14 protein-coding genes are annotated in these 13,127 nt (G+C 54.7%); 10 read left to right on the top strand and 4 right to left on the bottom strand.

The window, feature by feature from the left end; genetic code table 11:
* Positions 1-29 precede the first annotated feature (29 nt).
* The 4 genes from K5E40_RS27835 to K5E40_RS27850 are packed head-to-tail and all read right to left on the bottom strand — an operon-like array spanning position 30 to position 4,150.
* Positions 30-716 (bottom strand): type IV secretion system protein, encoded by a 687-nt coding sequence (locus tag K5E40_RS27835; protein WP_221733483.1) that lies wholly within the window; start codon positions 714-716, stop codon positions 30-32.
* Positions 716-3,400: a type VI secretion protein gene (locus tag K5E40_RS27840; protein WP_260456091.1), complete on the bottom strand. Its 2,685-nt coding sequence runs from the start codon at positions 3,398-3,400 to the stop codon at positions 716-718. Before K5E40_RS27840 ends, K5E40_RS27835 begins: the two co-directional genes overlap by 1 nt.
* Complete coding sequence (locus K5E40_RS35785; RefSeq protein ID WP_221733484.1) at positions 3,387-3,686, bottom strand: VirB3 family type IV secretion system protein; 300 nt, start codon at positions 3,684-3,686, stop codon at positions 3,387-3,389. Before K5E40_RS35785 ends, K5E40_RS27840 begins: the two co-directional genes overlap by 14 nt.
* Positions 3,683-4,150, bottom strand: coding sequence for a TrbC/VirB2 family protein (locus tag K5E40_RS27850; RefSeq protein ID WP_221733485.1), 468 nt, complete (start codon positions 4,148-4,150; stop codon positions 3,683-3,685). Before K5E40_RS27850 ends, K5E40_RS35785 begins: the two co-directional genes overlap by 4 nt.
* Before the next feature lie 1,005 nt (positions 4,151-5,155).
* Here K5E40_RS27850 and K5E40_RS27855 point away from each other — a divergent pair.
* The 10 genes from K5E40_RS27855 to K5E40_RS27900 all read left to right on the top strand — a co-directional run bounded on the left by K5E40_RS27855 (position 5,156) and on the right by K5E40_RS27900 (position 13,118).
* A complete protein-coding gene (locus tag K5E40_RS27855) occupies positions 5,156-5,923 on the top strand; it encodes a ParA family protein (protein WP_221733486.1) in 768 nt (255 codons plus the stop codon).
* Positions 5,924-6,011: 88 nt separating this feature from the next.
* A complete protein-coding gene (locus K5E40_RS27860; RefSeq protein ID WP_260456094.1) occupies positions 6,012-6,830 on the top strand; it encodes a ParB/RepB/Spo0J family partition protein in 819 nt (272 codons plus the stop codon).
* Positions 6,827-7,177, top strand: coding sequence for a TrfB-related DNA-binding protein (locus K5E40_RS27865; protein ID WP_221733488.1), 351 nt, complete (start codon positions 6,827-6,829; stop codon positions 7,175-7,177). The genes K5E40_RS27860 and K5E40_RS27865 overlap by 4 nt, the downstream gene beginning before the upstream one ends.
* Positions 7,174-7,581, top strand: coding sequence for a hypothetical protein (locus tag K5E40_RS27870; RefSeq protein ID WP_221733489.1), 408 nt, complete (start codon positions 7,174-7,176; stop codon positions 7,579-7,581). The genes K5E40_RS27865 and K5E40_RS27870 overlap by 4 nt, the downstream gene beginning before the upstream one ends.
* Before the next feature lie 293 nt (positions 7,582-7,874).
* Positions 7,875-8,498, top strand: a complete 624-nt coding sequence (locus K5E40_RS27875) for a recombinase family protein (RefSeq protein ID WP_221733490.1) — start codon at positions 7,875-7,877, stop codon at positions 8,496-8,498.
* Positions 8,499-9,027: 529 nt separating this feature from the next.
* The gene (locus K5E40_RS27880; protein WP_221733491.1) at positions 9,028-9,579 is read left to right on the top strand and encodes a helix-turn-helix domain-containing protein; all 552 of its coding nucleotides are present in this window, start codon (positions 9,028-9,030) and stop codon (positions 9,577-9,579) included.
* Positions 9,580-10,353: 774 nt separating this feature from the next.
* Positions 10,354-10,596 (top strand): hypothetical protein, encoded by a 243-nt coding sequence (locus tag K5E40_RS27885; protein ID WP_221733492.1) that lies wholly within the window; start codon positions 10,354-10,356, stop codon positions 10,594-10,596.
* A 53-nt stretch (positions 10,597-10,649) separates the two neighbouring features.
* Entirely contained in the window at positions 10,650-12,329 is a 1,680-nt protein-coding gene (locus tag K5E40_RS27890) for a DNA cytosine methyltransferase (protein ID WP_221733493.1), read from the top strand.
* 85 nt (positions 12,330-12,414) lie between these two features.
* Positions 12,415-12,639, top strand: coding sequence for a hypothetical protein (locus K5E40_RS27895; RefSeq protein ID WP_221733494.1), 225 nt, complete (start codon positions 12,415-12,417; stop codon positions 12,637-12,639).
* Positions 12,640-12,650: 11 nt separating this feature from the next.
* The gene (locus K5E40_RS27900; protein WP_221733495.1) at positions 12,651-13,118 is read left to right on the top strand and encodes a hypothetical protein; all 468 of its coding nucleotides are present in this window, start codon (positions 12,651-12,653) and stop codon (positions 13,116-13,118) included.
* Positions 13,119-13,127 lie beyond the last annotated feature (9 nt).

A 13,127-nucleotide genomic window follows, 5' to 3' on the forward strand; every position in this document is an offset into this window, starting at 1 on the left:
AGGGTTGCTCCTTTTCTCGCACGCGAGAATTACTGTTCTTTCCACTTGAAGAATTTTTCGTTGTCCGATGTGGCCTGGTTTTCAGCGTTGTTCAGGTTTGCTTGCAGATTCATGTTCAACGCTGACAGCTTCGACTGAGCTGAGGACAACATGCCGTTTTCAGCGGCAATACGGTTTTGCAGGTCGGCGGCATCCTTGGCGTTAGTGGTGTGATCCACTTGCGCGGAGAGCGTGGCCAGGTTGTTCAGGTGGACTTGCACTTCGCTATACAGCGCATCCCCCCCAGACATTGCGGCGCGCACAGAGTCGGAACTGAGCTGATAGTTCTGCGCACGTTGGCCCTGCGGGTTGTTGAACAGCTCCTGCGGCATGGTCTTGATCAGTTGTTCGTAATACGACTGCTTACTGCCGTAAGCCCCCGTGCTTTGACGAGAAACAACTTCCTGCCACGATCCAGGCACGACCGACGCAGAGTTGATGGCGTCATTCAGACCTATAGCGCCACGTCCGTACGAACCTTTGAGGCTGTCCAGGGTTCGGCCTTGTGTCTCATAGGACTTCTTCAGCGTGTCGAACTGTTCTTTCAATATCAGATATTGCTGAGCCAGCGCGGCCCAGGTGCCAGCGTCCCCCGTTGGAACTCCAGCAGCGTGCGCCTGGCCACTGATAGCCATAACCACCGCCGTAGCGAGGCTAAGTTTTTTGATAGTCGTCATCATTTGACCGCCTTCAAGTTATGAGTGTTTTTCGCTTTAGCTTCGGCCATGAAGACCGGAACCCATTGCTCAGGATCGTCAGTGCCCAGGCGCTTAATGATCGTTTCCATCAGAGCCACACCAACATCGTTCGAGGACAACACAGGGATGAAGTCGGACAGATCGGCCTGCGGATCTTCCGAGGTCAGATCGAATACGACCTTGATCGACTCTCTGCCTCGACGGATAAGAAACTTGCGAGAGGCTTGGCCAATTTCGCGAATCCATTTGCGTTCAGCCACGGTCAGGTTTTGATGATCCTCATCACTGGCCGAGTCATTTGACATGTAAATCTTGGTGGCACTCTGTTTGTCGATTGAATCGGTTTCACTGCGGAAGTACTTCGTATCGGGCGTGACAAAAATCAGCAGGCCGTTTTTACGGCGGATCTGCATGATGAAATTGTCGATTCGCTTCTTCCAATACTCGTTCTTCACCAGGTTTTGCCCTTCTTCCAGTACCAGGATAAAAGGCGTGCCATCCATTGCTTGCTCGATGCGGTGCAGGGGGTAGCTCAACACAACCGGAAGTTCTGGCCGCGCTTCACCGCCCTTGAGCAGTTCCATCATTTCAAAGCAGTAGTGCCGCGACGTGCTCAGGTCGATGGAGTCATTCACGTTGTCAAAGACGCCCGCGTTCGCGCCGGTAACGCCCTTGGCGCCGTGCCAGATGGCCATAACGTCAGCCAGCTCGCCTTGGCCATACGTCCACACAACATTGCGGAACCGGCGATCTTCAAGCGGCAGGGCATAGTTTTCGTCCACCAACGTCTTGAAACGCTTGATGTCATCTGCAGACGTTGGGGTCGATGCGTAGCACTCACGCATCAGCTTTTGCAGATCTACCAGGAACGCCCGGTTTTCAGCCGAATCGGGCAACTTGAAGGGGTTCCAGTTCATGCCGCTATGTGGGGAAAGCGTGGTATGCACCCCACCCATAGCTTTCATGAACACCTTGGCGCCGTAGCGGTTGTCGAACCAGAACACCCGTGGCCTGGCCTTGTCGGCCTCACTGACCATCAAGCTAATTGCAGTGGTCTTACCCGACCCCGTATCAGCGGACATTGCTAAATGCCCCGCAACCATCCCTTCCATTTCGCGGTGGAAGTTGAAGTTGTATTGAGTCCCGCTTTCAGTTTCAAAAGCGGTAATGGCTGGCCCCCATAAGTTGCCGTCCCGACGCCCCTTGGCGAAGTTGTGCAACGAAGCAAAACCCGCGAAGTTGGTCGATTTGATCTTGCCGCGACGGCCAATCAGGTTTTCAGCTTGGCCAGGCAGTTGCGACCAGTAGAAAGTCTCCAGCCCCATCCACTCGCGCACTGATTTGACGTTCAGATCGACAAAACAGTTTTCAACCAGACCCACGGCCTTATCGAGTTCGGCAGCGTTCTGTTTCCGGTTCGCCTCCGAGTCCATAGGCAGTGAAGGCACATGAACAAAGATGGTCAGATGGTGCAGCCCATTGACGGTATCACCACGACGCAGCGCACGAATCCCCTCAGTCAGTTCCTTGCTGTCATCGTCGGAAATACCGTGGGTGTCCGAGACAGTCAGGCGTCGTTGTTCTTGCGTCATCGCCGATTCAGCATCGATTCGGTTAGAGAAGAAAAACGATTGCGTAATGATGTATTCCACCGGCTGTTGCAGGAACTTGTTCATCATCCGCGACGGAGTTCTGCGCGGCCATTCAGCCATGCTCAACATCGCACCAATACGGGAACTGGTGCTGCCGCGTACTTCACACATGGTTGCCAACACGCGAAAGTTAAGGCGAGCGTATGGCAACGATTCGCAGAGTTTCTGATCGCTCAGCGGGATCTTGCGATCCTCAAGGTTGATCAGGTAGTGGAAGAACGTACTGAGTTCAGAGAATTCTTCTCCCAGGAAGTCATACACGATCTCAGCGGGGTATTGCTCGTGATCGCCGCAATGCTCTTTGAACTCCATCCAGCTCAAACGGAACCGGCGCACAGCGTCGTGCACACGGTCACGGTCGATCCACTTGGAATCGGTTTTCGGATGCCGCTGTACTTTCAGGCGAGTCGCACCGTACTCGCTCAATCCACCCAGCAGCATATTCGCGGCCTTGTACAGATCATCAGCCATGTCGTCACTGGATTCGGCATCCTGCTTAGTCGGGCTGGTCCCTGTAATCAGCGCAATGCCACGATCCATCAGCCCCGGTACACCAGACCGGAAACGGTTGCGTACCAGCGAGATATAGATCTCGTTGACGTAGAAACCTTTGTGCAGGTAGCGGGCTCGCCAAGCAGCGTTGAGTTGCCTGGAGAACCAGGTGCCGCCCTCACCTTCTGGAAAGTCAAAAACCTTACGGCGAATGGTATGGACGTACAGGCCCAAATTACTGGACGAGATAGTACGCAGCAGCGTGTTACGGCGAACTTCAAATTGTTTGACCTGTTCATCGGTCAGCGAATCAAAGAGCAATCCATCAATCTTGATAACTTGGACTAAGGCGTTTTCCTTGGTCATTACCGTTTGATTATCGTAATGATAGTCATACGGCACCATTGCGCTGACTTCCAACTCCAGCAGGTCCTGTTCAGATCCTGCTGGCTGTTGAACGCCCAGCGTCAGGTCAAGATTGCGCGTCAATTTCTTAAACGCTTTATCAACGAGGCGCATAACTCCGATACCCCCACAAATTCCGATTCCGAGAGGCCCGTAAACGAAATGCAGACTGCAAGACACCAAACAAGTAAACGTCTTTGCTGCAGATGTAATACGAAATGCCAAACAGTAGTGGTACTGCCCCAACCGGCCATAACGAGCGAATTACCAATGCTGTTATGAGCGGCCCAAAGATGCTGATAAGAATGCTCGATAGCGTGAAGGCGCCGACCATAGATGGCCGAGCCATCGCTAAGACGAGCACCTCACCCTCATCGAGTGCGTGCTCGACCGCACTCATTGCAGTGAGGTTGCAGCGCCGGACTTGATCTCGGTGACTATGTTCGGTGCGAAGAACACCAGGAACACACCAGCGACAGTCCAACCGAAGGTGGACCACTCGACACGGCCCGACTTAGCCCGGAAGCCCTGCACCACAATGGCCAGGATGCCCAGGTAGTAACCGATATCGAAGATCAGGAAGCTAACAATGTCTTTCAGCAGGTTCTTGACCGAGCTGAAGTCCATCGCCGCGTTGGCAATCTCAGGGAGGACACTTAGGGAGAACAGCGACCCGAAAACAACAATCTTTTCTGCCTTGGCAGTCCAGTCTTTACGCATCAGGGCCGCGTGGTTCATTCCGTTTTTCGGAGTGAAGATATTACAGATGGTTGTTACAGTATTGCTTTCTTTGAGCTTTTTTACCCAGGATTGGTTAAGAGTTACTGACTTACGGAAAGTCGATTTTCCATTGTTGAGTTGCATACCTTTGCCTCTTGATAGTCATGACGGGGAACCCCCGTACGTTATGGTTATTGCTTTGTTCGGGTTGTTGGGACAGGTCTCTTTTATAAAGTCGATAGCGGTATCAGCGTTTTTAAAAAGTCTGGTCTTCCCTAACGCTGTAACAACCGAAAATACTTGTCCAGTTGACGGACTTTCGATAATGAGTGCCCACTTCCGCTCATTGCCTAAGTACCTCTCTTGTAAATGAACTCGGTAATCCGGTTGGGCGTTGGTGAAAACCACCAGGTCTTTTTTGTCTAGGGATTGCATCATGTCCTCTGAATAGCTCAACGCTAAAAACAGAGGGGATACTGTCGCCCCCGACATTTTTCTTCTAGCTCCCACCTCGCATTTTCTTCCTCTTTGGCGTTTTGATTAACGTTTTCCGTGTTTCGTGACTCACTATATGTTTTTTGTTTCATGAAATCAACATTTCGTCATGCGTTTTTTTGATCCAGCGAAACCTGGAGACGAACGAAAGCCCCAGGAATGAGCCTGCGTGTGCGTGTTGGGTTTTAAGTGATTGAGACGTAAGGCGTTTCACGATCTATTCCTTGAAACCTGGCGGCTTCATGTCGTGTAGTTGGCAAGGCAATTTGACAAAGCCTTCCACGCGCCTATGACATCGGATATAGGAGATTTCCCAAAAAACTGTGTGAAATCCGATGAATGGTTTTGTATTGAGTTGAACTGAAAATCAGCGGAGAGGATAGGGAGAGGTCGAGGGTTGATCAGGAGCCGCCCTGATCAACCCTCTGGCCAGCTCTGGAGCGCGCAAGGAAACTGACCCCGCGCTACCTAGAGCGACGTGGCGCGGAGTCTAGCAGCCGTGCAACGAATTCTCGCGTGCGAGAACTCGACGCACGGAGGTGTATTTCTCGGACGCGAGAAATACACAAAGTAAACCCTAAAAAGGGTTGACCATAGGGTTTACCATATGCAAACTTGAGTCACAGTCCACTATCGGACAGGCCGGAGATCATGATGAAGATCACAACAGTAGCCAATCAGAAAGGCGGCGTAGGGAAGACCACACTAGAAATTCACCTAGCAGCGTGCGCGGCGGAAGACGGTAAGCGTGTCCTGGTCGTAGACCTCGATGAAGGCGACCTTTCGCAGTTCTTTCCCCCAACAGAGGATGGCGATGATACGCCTTACCTTATGTCCAGCCAGTTGTTTAATGGCGAGCATGAAGGGCGTCAGCCACGCCAAGTTGGCCCCAACACCTGGTTGATTGAGGCCGATGTAGCCCTGCTCGACGTGGACGATATGGATCTTGATGTGATCCACGCTCTACGGCCTGCACTGGAACGATTTGCTAACGACTTTGATCTCTGCATGATCGACACCCCGCCGAACCTACAGCGCCGCATGATTGCGGCCCTGACGGCCTCCCATGCGGTGGTAGCGCCGTTCAATATCAGTGCCTTTACCCTCGCTCGACTCCCGAAACTGATGAACACCATTGAAACGGTGCAGGACAGGTACAACCCGGGGCTACGTTTCTTAGGCTACTTGCCGAACCTGGTGAACAGCCGTTCCCCCGAGGAAATCGACGCGCTCCCGAGCCTGCGCGAGAGCTACGGTGACGCCATGTTTGCAGAACAGATCATCTATCGGCCTTGCATCAACAAGTCATTGGCCGCTGGTAATCCGGTCTGGTGGAAGGCCCGAAACGGTAGCCAGCGCGAAGCAGGCAAGGAAATGAAACGGGCTTGTAAGGCCGTTCTCGAAAAGGTTTGGGCTGAATAAGGGGCATGTCATGACAACGAAGAAACCCAACGCATTCGGTGGTTCGGTCAAAAAGCTTTCTGACTTTCAGACGCAAAAGACGGCGGTTATGGAAGGCGAGCGCATCATCAAAGTCAGCCCCGGCGAGGTTGAATGCAGGCCTCAAATCCGTGGCAAGAACAACCCAGGATTCACGCAAGAGTCACTGATGGAGCTGGGCGACGATATTGAACAGAACGGACAGGCCGAGGCTGCCGTTCTCCGGCCCCACCCAAACCCTGAAAGTGGCTTCAAGTACCTGATGGTCGCGGGCGAGCGGCGGTTGCGGTCTTGCGCACTCAAAGGGCTTTTGCTTGAAGCCGTCGTGCGTGACCTCACTGACGCCCAGGCCAAACGGATTCAACGTTCAGAGAACGTCCAACGTGAAGGGCTGATGCAAATCGAAATAGCGCTGTCGCTGAAAGCCGACAAGGAAGAATTGGGCACCCTGCAGGCAGTCGCTGACGAGTGGAAAAAAAGCGTCAGTTGGGTGGCCGAACGGTTGTCCTATCTCGACGCAATCGAGGCCGGTGGAGCAACCCGTACAGCGGTTCAAAACGGCGTAACCGCTGATGTATCCGTGGTTAACGATCTTGCCCGCCTCGAACGCCTTGACCCTGCCGCCGCTGCCGAAGTAGTCCAGCGCGCCGAGGCAGATCCTGACTTGAACGTGCGCAACGAAGTTCGCACCCAACTCAAAACTACCAAAACGCTCAGGATCGGCGGTGGCAAAGCCAAACCCAAAACGTCAGAAATCGACCTATTGAAAGAACAGGTCGCTGTACTGACCGAACAGGTGAAAGCCCTGGAGTCTGAAAAAACGTATCTCACCGAAGAACTGGAGAAGGCACGGCAAAAAGTCGCTGACCAGTGGAAGCCCGAAGAATGACTACGCGGCTTGCTGACCAGGATCTACGGATACCGCCCGAAGATTTCGAGCGGATCCGCAGTAACTCAAAGATGCACAGCCGCAGCCTCGACGTGGCCTTTGAAATCCTTGTAGAAGGCAAAAAGTTGGTTGCAGTGGCCACCGCACACGGACTCACCAAACAACGCGCCTTGGCCATTCGCGACAAGATCTACTCAGCCTATCTACTTCAAGCGCCGGAAGGCTGGACCTACGCGCAGATCTGCGCACCCGAGGAAATGATCGATCGTTTCGTTAAAGAGGCCGACACCGAACGATTGAAGTATTGGCAGAACAAATCATCCACCAAGAAGGATCAGAACGCATGACCGACAAATCGACTCTCGAAGCATTCGCCAAACTGCTGGAGCCCCTGGCCAAGTCGCTCAGCGGCATTGACCGCTCACTCTCACTGCTGGCTGACCTTGAATTGGCTAAAGAATTTGAACCAGTTCCAGCGAAGCGGCAGGAACGATATGCAGCGATCAACGTGGCAGTAGCAGCTGATGCCACAGCTTGCGAAGCGATCAACAAAGCACGGGATGAACGTGAAGCGGAAAATCCTGGCAGCCATGAGGATCTGGTGAAGCTGAAAGGAAAGGAATTTGCAGACAAGGCATTTGCTCCGTTGATGGCGGCATTAGACGCTCGCGGAGAGATAGGCCGGAACATACAGAAAATGAGAGAGGCTTTCCCTGCTCTTGATCGTATTCACCGACGCCGTAACTCGTAATCAGGGAAATCAATATCCAGTCAGAACACGGTTAACGGCATGACCAAGCTTGAGCAAACCATCATAGAGCGCGCCCATGAACATTTGGGCGCTGTTAAGGCTTTCTATGCGCGGATCAAGGTAGGTACGACCGACGCCGATGCTCGGGACGATTAACCACGTTTTTTTTGGGCATACATGAACTGAGACAGCTCGCAGAATATCGGGCAGGGTTTTACTTCAATTACTGATACGTTCAATTTGATACGCTGTAATGTGAACACTCAAAATGATACGAAGGAGTAAAGCCCGCCATGTTCATCCGTTCTTACCTGCGAGCCTCGACCATCGAGCAGGACGCGAACAGAGCCAACGCCTCGCTAGAACAATTTGCAGCTGATCATGGCCAGGTTGTTGCCAGTACCTACACCGAAAACGCGAGCGGCACCGACACTAACCGACCAGAACTTACCCGTTTGCTCAAGGATTCGCGCAAAGGTGACGTGCTGCTGGTTGAAAGCATCGACCGACTGTCGCGGATGGAAGATCCAGATTGGCGGAGGCTCAAGGCAGCTATCGACTCGAAAGGGCTCCGAATCGTCGCCCTCGACCTGCCCACCAGTCATATTGCTCTGAACATCATCCCTGGGGATGAATTCACCAGTCGCATGCTTGGAGCGATCAATAACATGATGATCGAAATGATGGCGGCTATTGCTCGAAAAGATTATCAACAACGACGTGAGCGGCAGGCCCAGGGAATCGCCAAAGCCAAAAACTCAGGTGCGTACAAAGGCCGTCCAATTGATGCCGATCTGCACGCCCGTGTACGTGAGCTGCTTGCTGCCAATTTGGGAATTCGAGCAACTGCCCGTCACGCCGGTTGTTCAACAACGACCGTCCTCAAAATCCGTGACCAGATGCAACGAGTCAGTTAATTGAGCCGGTCGGAAGTGACTGACTAGCGGAGGCAAAGCCGGAGTCTGTCAGGCGCTTACGAGTGGCCGCTGCCGCAGGCGACTTTGCCTTATCAACCCCAAGGGCAACAGCAAGGCAGAGGACGACAGTTAGAGATCATAAGAGGCGGAAGTTCTAACCCCTTGATTTACGGGGGCTCCAGAGCAGTAGATAGCTCATGATATGAGCGAACCTTCGTTCATGGACTATGCACCAACCTCGGTCATAGTCCATGACCTAACCTAGCTCACATAGTGAGCTACCCCCTGGATGAGCTACCCCTAGCTCATCGGTGCTCGATAACAAACATTGGTGAGCTACCCCTAGCTCACAGTATGAGCTAGGGGTAGCTCATTTTTTGCGCGGTATCCGACAATCTTGTCAGATAGCGAACAAATTTGATCTATCCATAGAGCACGGCGTGAGCTACCCTTGGCTCATTCTTGCTCGCTATCTGACAAGTTTGAGAGATAGCAAACAAAACTTTGGGACTACCTGACAGGAGGGTCAATGTCTGAGGAAATCCGCAATCTACACCAGCCCGCACCACGCGGGACTTGGGTTCAGACAGAACGCTCTGGCCATGAAGCATGGGCGCAACTGATAGCGCATGCTCCACGTGCTGCCCAGCTGCTGCACTTACTCGTTGCCAACATGGACAAGAGCGGTGCACTCATTGCCAGCCAGGCCACCTTGGCCAAGCTGATGCAAACCTCTACTGCCACGACAAAGCGAGCTTTGTCGGTACTGATCGATCAGGCTTGGATTCAGACAATCAGGCTGGGTAGTGATCGAGGCGGTGCGCTGGCCTACGTGGTGAACAGCAGGATCGCTTGGGCTGATAGCCGTGACAATATTCGTTTTGCACGCTTCAATGCGAGGGTGCTCGTATCGTCGGAAGATCAAGACGACCTAGGCACCGGCAACCTCTTGAAAGCCCCGGTCATGGCACCAGGTGATTTGCAGTTACCAACTGGTGAAGGCATGGCCCCACCAGTACAAGAAACCTTTGAAGGGATGCTGCCAAACTTGCCTTCGATCTCTGATGACCCGGAAGCCTAAAACGACGAAACCCGCAGCACGGCAATGCTTGCGGGTTTCTAGGTTTCTGCGAAGGAGCAAAAGACCGTACCGACATTCTACCCGTCCCCCCGTAAATTTCCCACCAGTTCTACCACGGACTTATATCGTACGATACAGATGAAATGCTGATGGCCCGGACCCGTCCGGGCGATGCAATGCCCTGCGTCCTGGATCTGCGCACGGCTCAGGAAATCACCCTGCAGTTACCCACCGTCCGGGCAAGAAGCCTCCCGGCCCGTGGATAACTGCACCGCTCGCTCTGGCCTCTGACGGGCCCGCTCGCTGGGCAATTTTTCACGCGCTGGCCATCACATCGGAATGCCTTCGGCGACCAAAGGGGTGCCCCCTTGGCACCGCAAATTGAACAACATGAAAAGCAAAGTCGTAGGGCTCCGCCCTACCACGGGCAACGGTCGCGTTGACCTCGGGAGCGCGGGGTGGTGAAGCTACCCCACACTCCCAAGGCGAGACTTGTTTTAATCGGGGCTGTTCAAGGGTGCGCTTCGCACGGGACTCCGTTTGTCGCGACGGTGAAACGCTGTCACGACAAGCCGGGGTCGCGTCCCTTGACCTGAGATACATCGGCGGCATTTCTCGCATGCGAAAAAGAACACTTAAAGTACAATATAATTTTACAAATAGTTGACTTTCCATGTGGGATTTGAGATACTTCTTCCGTCGAAGCAATACCGCTTCGACACCCGGAACCAGCGGCGGCAACCGCTCCGGGAAAATGCGGAGGAGATTCAAATCATGGTCTTTGAGCCCCATATCCTGTACTTCAGCAACGCAGCAGAACTGCGCCGCTACTGCGCCTTCAATGTCGAGCCAACCCACCAGGCTCGCCCAGGTCAAGATCCGGCCACCGTCACCCTTTACATGGTCGTAGGTCAGCACCGCGAAAGCGGGCAGCGCGAAGTTATTGCGGAATTCCCGCTTGAGCTGCACACGCAGATCTTCCGCGACATGGCCGAGGCAACTGCCTCCCGCGTCTGACCCTCAAGGCCAGGATGCCTCGGCGTCCTGGCCTTCTGTGAAGGGAACACCACATGAACATGCCTAAAAGGTTTGTGCTCAAGCACTTTCACTTCTGCTGCGGGTTGGGTGGCGGTGCCAAGGGCTTCAACCGTAACAAAGAGATCGTTGGCCACCTGCAGGCGGATTGGCGCTGTATTGGCGGCGTGGACGTTGACGCGGGCGCGTTGCGCGACTTTCACCGGCTGGCCGGTGTACCAGGTACGCAAATGGATCTTTTCACCCGCGAGCAATACATCCGCTTCCACGGTAAGGAGCCGCCTGCAGGATGGCGGGAGGCGTTGCCGGAAGACATTCGGCGCGCCGCTGGCTTTCAAGATCCAGACACCGTGTTCATCAGCAGCCCATGCAAAGGGGCAAGCGGGCTTCTTTCCGAAGCCAAGAGCCTGACCCCCAAGTATCAGGCGTTGAACGAACTGACACTGCGTTGCGTGTGGCTCATGTGCGAAGCCTGGCGGCATAACCCCGTGTCGTTGATCGTCTTCGAGAACGTGCCGAGGCTGGCCAGCCGTGGCCGTCACTTGCTCGATCAGATTGCGCAGATCCTGCAGTTCTACGGCTACGCCGTTGCGGAAACTACGCACGACTGCGGCGAGCTGGGCGGACTGGCGCAAAGCCGCAAACGCTTCTTGTTGGTCGCTCGCCACATGGAGAAGGTGCCGCCGTTCCTCTACGAACCCAGCAAGAAATCGCTGCAGCCGGTCGGGGCTGTGCTAGGCCGCATGCCGATGCCTGGCGACATTGAGCGAGCAGGGCCGATGCACCGCATTCCCTCGCTGCAATGGAAAACGTGGGTACGCCTCGCTCTGGTCGAGGCCGGTAAGGACTGGCGCAGCCTTGACCGCCTGGCCATCGAGGACGGCTATCTGCGCGACTTCATGATTGTGCCCCAAGCGTATTCCGGTTACTTGGGCGTCAATTGCTGGGGGGATTCCATGGGCACTGTCACCGGACAGTCCGGCCCAACCAACGGCGCGTTTTCGGTCGCAGACCCACGCAGCAAAGCCGGTGCCCAGCAATACCAGCAGTACGGCGTCAGGCGCTGGGAAGACACCAGCGGCGCAATCATCGGCGTGAAGTCACCAGGTCAAGGGACATTCAGTGTTGCCGATCCGCGCGGTTCGGCCATGGGCCATGGCAAATACAGCGTTACGCCCTGGAGCGGATCTTCGCGAACGGTGATCGCTGGTAGCACCACTGGCCAAGGCGCTTTCGCGGTACAGGATCCACGGCCAGGATTACGCCGGGGGAAAGGTGATGCGTACCTGACCGGGGGCCATTACGGCGTCATCGGCTGGGACAACCCAGCCGGTGCTGTGTCCGCCAGTGCGCGCCAGGACAACGGGCGATGGAGCGTTGCCGATCCACGGCTACCCGCCGCAAATGACCGGCTTGCGTGTGTCATCGAGAGCCTAGACGGTACTTGGCACCGCCCATTCACCACGCTTGAAATAGCCGCGCTGCAAAGTCTGGTAGACCCTGAAGAACAGCTAGAGCTGGACGGGTTGAGTGATCAGGCTTGGCGCGAGCGAATCGGGAACGCTGTACCACCCTATGCGGCTGAGGCGATTGCCGGTGTTATGGCTCGCACACTACTGCTGGCCAAGCAGGGCGAAACCTTCTTGCTCAGCAACATGCCGGTATGGGTTCGACCGATTGCGGTCGGCCTGACGATGGAAGCCCAAGTGCAATGACAAACCGCGCCCTTTGACCAGGGCGCACACCCACCCGGAACCAGCGGCGGCAACCGCCCCGGGAAACTGCGAAGGAGATAGACCGATGCAATTCCGTGACCTCACCCCAAGCAAGGCCCAACGTTCCAGCGTCGCACTTCATTCAGCCGCACGGCTGGCAGAACATCATCGGAAGTGGTATTCAGCCGCAGAACTTTACGAAGCTGCCGCCTCGATCTGGCCGACTGGTAACGGTGCCGGGCTTTTACGCAAAGCGGACTTGTGCCGCTCGCTGGCCCACGTGAACACACCAGACGAAATGGACATTTGAGGATCTGCAGCATGGACGACTACAAAGGCAGTGAATTGAACGAGTACCTAAATCTGTTGTTCTGGACGGAAACGGCATCAGAGGCCGAGATTCACGGTGCTATATCGTTGGCCACTGGCGTGACCAAAGCCGACTTGATCATGGCTGTGCAGTGCATGATTGATTCGGATCGCCCTGGCTTGGCGCTTTACTTCCCTGAGCTGGTGACGAATCGCGTTAGCCTCGTTGACTTACGTGAACATCATTCGCCGCTGGCCAAAGCCATGGATCTGTTAGCGGAGTCGCTGAACCTACGGGTGCAAAACCCGTCCTATCCGCTGAAAGGATATGGCCAGGTGCTGGGGTGCATCGCAAAGCTGCAGTACCTGGGCGAAATTACCCCGGCGCAACGCGAGCTGTTGATCAGTGAGCTGACGAACGTCAAGCGCGCTGGCTTCCGACTGGATAACGGCGGCTGGGCGAAACTCAAGCTCAACTAGTGCAATGCG

The sequence above is a fragment of the Pseudomonas baetica genome, from assembly GCF_019733355.1.
In the GTDB taxonomy this organism is placed as follows: Bacteria; Pseudomonadota; Gammaproteobacteria; order Pseudomonadales; family Pseudomonadaceae; genus Aquipseudomonas; species Aquipseudomonas baetica_A.

Excerpts from the sequence above, each read along its gene's own strand:
- K5E40_RS27870 (WP_221733489.1), top strand. The coding sequence starts at position 7,174 with ATGACCGACAAATCGACTCTCGAAGCATTCGCCAAACTGCTGGAGCCC.
- K5E40_RS27890 (WP_221733493.1), top strand. The coding sequence starts at position 10,650 with ATGAACATGCCTAAAAGGTTTGTGCTCAAGCACTTTCACTTCTGCTGC.
- K5E40_RS27850 (WP_221733485.1), bottom strand. The coding sequence starts at position 4,150 with ATGCAACTCAACAATGGAAAATCGACTTTCCGTAAGTCAGTAACTCTT.
- K5E40_RS27840 (WP_260456091.1), bottom strand. The coding sequence starts at position 3,400 with ATGCGCCTCGTTGATAAAGCGTTTAAGAAATTGACGCGCAATCTTGAC.
- K5E40_RS27835 (WP_221733483.1), bottom strand. The coding sequence starts at position 716 with ATGACGACTATCAAAAAACTTAGCCTCGCTACGGCGGTGGTTATGGCT.
- K5E40_RS27885 (WP_221733492.1), top strand. The coding sequence starts at position 10,354 with ATGGTCTTTGAGCCCCATATCCTGTACTTCAGCAACGCAGCAGAACTG.
- K5E40_RS27865 (WP_221733488.1), top strand. The coding sequence starts at position 6,827 with ATGACTACGCGGCTTGCTGACCAGGATCTACGGATACCGCCCGAAGAT.
- K5E40_RS27900 (WP_221733495.1), top strand. The coding sequence starts at position 12,651 with ATGGACGACTACAAAGGCAGTGAATTGAACGAGTACCTAAATCTGTTG.
- K5E40_RS27875 (WP_221733490.1), top strand. The coding sequence starts at position 7,875 with ATGTTCATCCGTTCTTACCTGCGAGCCTCGACCATCGAGCAGGACGCG.
- K5E40_RS27895 (WP_221733494.1), top strand. The coding sequence starts at position 12,415 with ATGCAATTCCGTGACCTCACCCCAAGCAAGGCCCAACGTTCCAGCGTC.
- K5E40_RS27855 (WP_221733486.1), top strand. The coding sequence starts at position 5,156 with ATGAAGATCACAACAGTAGCCAATCAGAAAGGCGGCGTAGGGAAGACC.
- K5E40_RS27880 (WP_221733491.1), top strand. The coding sequence starts at position 9,028 with ATGTCTGAGGAAATCCGCAATCTACACCAGCCCGCACCACGCGGGACT.
- K5E40_RS35785 (WP_221733484.1), bottom strand. The coding sequence starts at position 3,686 with ATGAGTGCGGTCGAGCACGCACTCGATGAGGGTGAGGTGCTCGTCTTA.
- K5E40_RS27860 (WP_260456094.1), top strand. The coding sequence starts at position 6,012 with ATGGAAGGCGAGCGCATCATCAAAGTCAGCCCCGGCGAGGTTGAATGC.